Genomic DNA, 5,838 nt, shown 5'->3' with positions numbered 1-5,838 from the left:
AGAGACTCTGATCCGGCCAAAAAACCTATTGCCTTCACCGGGCCATTCCGATACTATTGACCTGTTCAAAGCGGGAGTAACTCAGTTGGTAGAGTCACAGCCTTCCAAGCAGTGACCCACCCGACACATCCACGAGCGCTCCGCTAACGCGTTGTCCCGCTTGTCATTATCAGTCCGACCCCCACCAAAAGTTCCCTGATTCCTGCGTGAATGAGTCACAGACACAGGAGTTTAAGGATGAACCAGCTCAACAATCTCTACCACGACGTCGATAATCTATTCATGGGGAAAAACTGGAGAACGTACCTCGATACGTTCCTGTTTGGCTGCCGGGTCCGCAGGCTGACCGACGCAACGATAAACGTCTACGCAGAGCGTCTCGGCCACTTGGCCCGCTATATGGATACCAAACAGATCGATATCGACCAGCTGACCAAGCGCGACCTGCAGGGTTATGTTCTGTCCTTGCTCGGGACGGTCTCTGACGAGACCGTAAACGGCCGTATCCGGGCCTACCGGCGTTTCTTCAATTACCTTGAGGAAGAAGGAGCCTGGGAAGGCAAGCCAAACCCCACGAAGGGCCTGAAGATGGTCAAATGCGAACGGAAGGTCAAAGAGGTCGTTACCCCCATCGAGTACGAACTGGCCCTTGGCTGCTGCAACCGGAAAACCTTTGAGGGGTACCGGAATTTTGCCCTGCTACTGCTGGCCTGGGACGGAATGCTCAGGCGGGCTGAGATAGCCGGTCTTAAAACCGAGCACGTCGACTTGAAGTCGGGCCTGGTCCGGGTTTACGGCAAAGGGCGGAAGTGGAGGGAAGTACCGGTTGGCGCAAAAGCCATCAAGGTACTCCATTACTATTTGACCCGGTACCGCTCCGATATCGAAGGGGATAAGATGTTCTGCGCCAAAGACGGCAGGGATCTGTCCTACCGCCACATCCATCAGATATTCGAACGAATCGGCAACCGGTGCGGTATCAAGCTGGCACCGCACCTGATCCGCCATTCTGCGGCCACGCACTATCTTCGTCTGGGTGGTAGTCCGGCCATATTGAGCCGTATTCTCGGACACACGAGTCTGGCAGTGACGTCTGTTTACGTGAACCTCATGCCGACCGATCTCGTGAATTCATACGAACAATACAGCCCGGCGAATTCGCTGCATGTGTAACGGGGAGGGGGCACATCGAAGCGAATCCGCCCGTCCGCGCCCCCACGTTTCACCTCTCGCGCAGTTTCTTTACACGACGACCACCACCACCATGGCTTGTCTGCAGGTGTTGTAAAGGTATCACAGAGTCTCAGAATACCCGTCCAAGGTAGTACAAGTCTCCACCTTGACGGGCGGCGCTTCGGGCGTACACTGATGGACAGCCGCTATCGCCTGCCCACAGCGATACGCAACCGGCTTGGCCTCAATTCCGCACTCACTTCATTCGCTTGTCATGTTCGGCTACTCCACCCCTCTGTGCTCTCTGAAGAGGCACGGAGAGACAAGCCGACGTGAGTCTCCCCACTAATACAAACTAACCGCCGGAGAAGGGGGCGCTCCCAACCTCAGAGAAAAACTCATCTGACAGTCATATCCCCAGCCAACCCCCGCGGGCGGTAATTGGCCGCCTTGTTCGTTCGGATAAACTGAAACAGCACAGTCATTCATCGTTCTTTCACAATCAATCAAGGAGGCAGTGATGCCGAACGAACAATTGGTCACAACTATCGAGGTGACCGACGAAGAAGGGAACGTCTCTACCAGGGAGATCGTCACCTATGCCGGGCTTCTCTCCAAAGCCCACGAACAGGGTCTCAGGAAAATTGAGACCAGGATCGACCAGATGCCGAGCGCGGATAACGGTATGACGGCGATCTGCACCGCCACCGTCACAACCGCTGCCGGAGTGTTTTCCGACTGCGGCGACGCCAATCCCGACAATGTCCGCACCGGCGCCGTGCCGCATATCATCAGGGTCGCACTCACCCGCGCCAAGGCACGGGCGCTCCGGGACGCGGTCAACATCGGCTCTATCGCCCGCGAGGAACTCGGGGATTACCCGCCTCAGTCGGTCCCGCCCCAGGAAACGCTGCCGCTCTCGGGCGCGCAGGCAGGTGCCGCACAGGGGAGAAACCCCAAGCCCGTCACCGAAGCCCAGAAGAAGCGTCTGCTTGCCCTGCTGGAAAGGCAGGAGAAAACCGGAGAAGAGGCCGAGCGCTACCTCTGCCGGGAACTCGGAGTCAGGCGGCTCGAAGACGCCACCGTTTCACAGGCAAGCGGCCTCATCCACAAGCTCACCCGCGAGACCGCTGCCATGACCAAGGAACTCGTCAACTGAAAGGAGGTAAGTCATGACGCACAATCTCTACGACGCACACCGGCAATGGTGCACTCGCCCGCCTGACGAGCGCTTTGCCGACCTGGACAGCTTGCGAGAGTATACGAGCAGGCTGAAAGCAGCTTCACACGAGCGGGTCACTGAATTGATCGACCTGCATATCGACGTGACCGACCGGCTGGGCCTGGCTCTGAACGGCACTGAGGAACCCGCCCTACTGACGAACTGGTCGTTCAACCAGCTCTGTACGGCTATCGGCGCTCCGGCCAAATATCTCCGATCACTACCCCCGCGTGTGGTTATCGAATGCATGCGCTGGGGCCTCGGGGAAAAGGACGTCGGAGCTAAGCTACTCTACCGGAACGGCGGAGGCGACAAGACAGTCGCGGCATTTACCGGCCCCAACTACGGGCGCATCTGGGATGCGGACGTTGTGGCCGCCCTGCAGGACGCCGTTGCCGGCACCGGCTGGCATGTGCCGCCTGCACGGACGAACGGGCTATCGGAGAATGCCGGGCTGTACGCCTCGGATCGGGATATGTTCGTGTTCTTCGTCAACGACGAAAACCCGATTGAGGTCGGCAACGCCAAACTCGGCCGTGGCTTTTTCTGTTGGAACTCAGAGACCGGCTCCTGCACGTTCGGCCTGACGACGTTTCTCTACAATTACGTCTGTGGAAATCACGTGCGTCATGTCATCGAATGCTAAGCGACTCGACTCAGTCGAGAGAGGCACGAGAGAATGCCTCTGGGCCAGCCAGCTTACTCAAAGGCGAAAGCTGATGGGGACAACAGCATGCTGGAAACGCCGCGACTGCCCGAAAGCGTGTAGGGTGAGGGTGCGGCAAGGCCTGCGTGATACGGCGAACGCTACACTGCGTGAACTTCAGGACCCAGCGATGCAACCGCACATCCCCCGCAACCACGCTTGGCGGGGCCATCGACTCACGGCGGATTATGTCGTTGCCGCCGGAACTCTCGGTCGATGGGCGGAAGTCAATGAGACTTCTCAAGGGACCGAACGAAGCGCCTACGTCACGCTGTTACAGCTTGCATTTGAGAACATGAGATCGCCTACGGGGCGCGAGCCCTATGGTGACGGAGCCTCGATAGTAGTCCGAGGTCGGGAAAGCCGGCCACATGGCGAAGCGAGGCAGGTGTTCTTCGAGTGTCATGGCAAGGGAGGTACGCGCGATGCGTAACGCCGAAACTTGTCTGACAGTCATTCGGAAACGCGGTGAACAACGGTTACCGATAGACGACCTCTACCGGCAACTATTCAATCCGTTGTTGTATCTTCAGGCCTACGGGAAAATCTCCCGCAACGCCGGTGCAATGACTCCTGGTTCAACACCGGAGACCGTCGACGGTATGTCGCTTGCGAAGATTCACGGCATCATTGATGCTGTGCGTCACGAGCGGTATCGCTTCCGTCCGGTGCGACGTACCTACATCCCGAAAACTAACGGGAAGGTGCGTCCGCTCGGCATCCCGACGTGGTCCGATAAGCTTCTCCAAGAAGTAATTCGGATGCTGTTGGAAGCGTACTACGAACCGCAGTTCAGCGACTGCTCACACGGCTTCCGACCCGAGCGAGGGTGTCACACGGCGTTACGTCAGGTGTACCACCACTGGCGTGGTACGGTCTGGTTCATCGAAGGAGACATTCGCGGATGCTTTGACAGTATTGACCATGAGGTCCTGCTGTCAATCCTCCGTGAGAACATCCGAGACAATCGCTTCGTGCGATTGCTTGCGAGTCTCCTCAAGGCCGGATATTTGGAAGATTGGAAATACTACGGAACTCCGAGCGGTACGCCGCAAGGGGGCATCGTCAGTCCCATTCTGGCCAATATCTACCTTGACCGGTTAGACCACTTCATTGAATCGGAACTCTTGCCCGACTACAATCATGGCAGTACACGGACGGCCAATCGGCCATACCGGAATATCTTCTTCCAGCAGCGGTACTGGCGTCTGAAGGGTGACGCTGAGAAAGCTCATGCCCTGCGCAAGCAGATGCAGAAGCTTCCCTCGGTGCACCTGGACGACCCAACCTACCGACGCCTGAAGTACATCCGGTATGCTGATGACTTCCTCCTGGGATTTGTCGGGACCAAAACGGAAGCCGAGCAGATTAAGCAGCAACTTGCCACCTTCCTACAAACCCAGCTTCGGCTGGAGCTGTCGGAAGACAAGACGCTGGTGACCCACGCTCGCTCCGACGCGGCTCGCTTCTTGGGGTACGACGTGACGATGACGCATGACGACCGCAAACACACAAAAGGCAGACGCTCCGTCAATGGGGTAGTGAGCCTACGAGTGCCCAAGGATGTCATCCATACCAAGTGCCAACCCTATCTGAAGCACGGTGAACCAATGCACCGCTCGGAACTGCTCAATCACTCGGTCTATGACATCATTGCGCAGTACCAGTGGGAATACCGGGGCATCGTGAACTTCTACCGCATGGCGCACAACTTGCGCGATCTGGATCGACTGAAGGGTGTCATGCAGCGGTCGCTGGTGAAGACCTTGGCGGGGAAACTGCGAATCAGTCCGCCGACGGTCTACCAACAGTACCGTGAGGTGATACACACCAAGGACGGACACCTGTTGTCCAGTCTTGCCGTCACGATCGAACGCGCTGGCAAGCGACCATTGGTAGCTCGTTGGGGCGGCATACCATTGACATGGAGTATGCACGTCACGCTTGATGATACGCCCGTACGCTTCTGGTCCGCCAACACAACCTCACTGGTAGAGCGACTTCTCGCCGATACCTGTGAACTGTGCGGCAGTCACGACGGTGTACAGGTGCATCATATTCGTGCCATGAAAGACCTGAAGACAATGGGACGAACAGTAAAACCGCTCTGGGTACAAGTGATGGCGGCCCGCAGTCGCAAGACGCTGGTCCTCTGTCACTCGTGCCACGTGAACGTTCACGCTGGTCGTCCACAACCGCTAACTGAAGTATGAGAACACTGGAGAGCCGGATGATATGAAAGTATCAAGTCCGGTTCGGAGGGGGGCGGATGGAAAAGGATTGACCGTGCGGCGCTTCGCACCGCCCGCTTGACACCTCGCCAGCCGCCTACCCTACATCGTCTGGGGAGCAGATGAGGTCCGTGAATTGAAAATCGTCCATCGCTCCAAGGCCCTCGACCGTTTCCGTACCGAGGCGCTTCCGGCACTGAATCGGTTCGTGGAGAATGGCCTTGCGGCTGATGCGATTGCGGACACCATCCACCGTGCCAGTCAGGTCAGGGTCGGCGACGAATTCGAACAAGTCGCAGAATGGTTCAAAGACCGACCTTTCACCGGCTCCGAGGTCTCTGCCGCCTGGCATGCCGGACAGGACGAAGGCGAGGACGTTGCCAATCTCTGGGGGATGGTGCAGGGTTTTACCGCCCACGCCCGCAGCCTTGATTTCGCCAATCATCGGGTCGATCTTGAGCGGCGGGCGGGGCAGTTACTTGTCCCCGCGCATTGATTGTTCTCCC

5 protein-coding genes are annotated in these 5,838 nt (G+C 57.7%); all 5 read left to right on the top strand.

Annotated features, from left to right (window positions below):
* Positions 1-237: 237 nt before the first annotated feature.
* The 5 genes from RBT76_15785 to RBT76_15765 all read left to right on the top strand — a co-directional run bounded on the left by RBT76_15785 (position 238) and on the right by RBT76_15765 (position 5,828).
* Positions 238-1,173, top strand: coding sequence for a tyrosine-type recombinase/integrase (locus RBT76_15785; GenBank protein ID MDX9859245.1), 936 nt, complete (start codon positions 238-240; stop codon positions 1,171-1,173).
* A 520-nt stretch (positions 1,174-1,693) separates the two neighbouring features.
* Positions 1,694-2,332, top strand: a complete 639-nt coding sequence (locus tag RBT76_15780) for a hypothetical protein (protein ID MDX9859244.1) — start codon at positions 1,694-1,696, stop codon at positions 2,330-2,332.
* A gap of 13 nt (positions 2,333-2,345) precedes the next feature.
* Entirely contained in the window at positions 2,346-3,041 is a 696-nt protein-coding gene (locus RBT76_15775) for a hypothetical protein (protein MDX9859243.1), read from the top strand.
* 485 nt (positions 3,042-3,526) lie between these two features.
* The gene (locus tag RBT76_15770) at positions 3,527-5,314 is read left to right on the top strand and encodes a reverse transcriptase domain-containing protein (protein MDX9859242.1); all 1,788 of its coding nucleotides are present in this window, start codon (positions 3,527-3,529) and stop codon (positions 5,312-5,314) included.
* A 154-nt stretch (positions 5,315-5,468) separates the two neighbouring features.
* Positions 5,469-5,828, top strand: a complete 360-nt coding sequence (locus RBT76_15765) for a hypothetical protein (GenBank protein MDX9859241.1) — start codon at positions 5,469-5,471, stop codon at positions 5,826-5,828.
* Positions 5,829-5,838: the final 10 nt, after the last annotated feature.

This window comes from Candidatus Zixiibacteriota bacterium (genome assembly GCA_034003725.1).
GTDB lineage: Bacteria > Zixibacteria > MSB-5A5 > GN15 > FEB-12 > WJMS01.
Note: the sequence above shows the minus strand (reverse complement) of the source record. Positions and strands in the feature narration are given on the sequence as shown.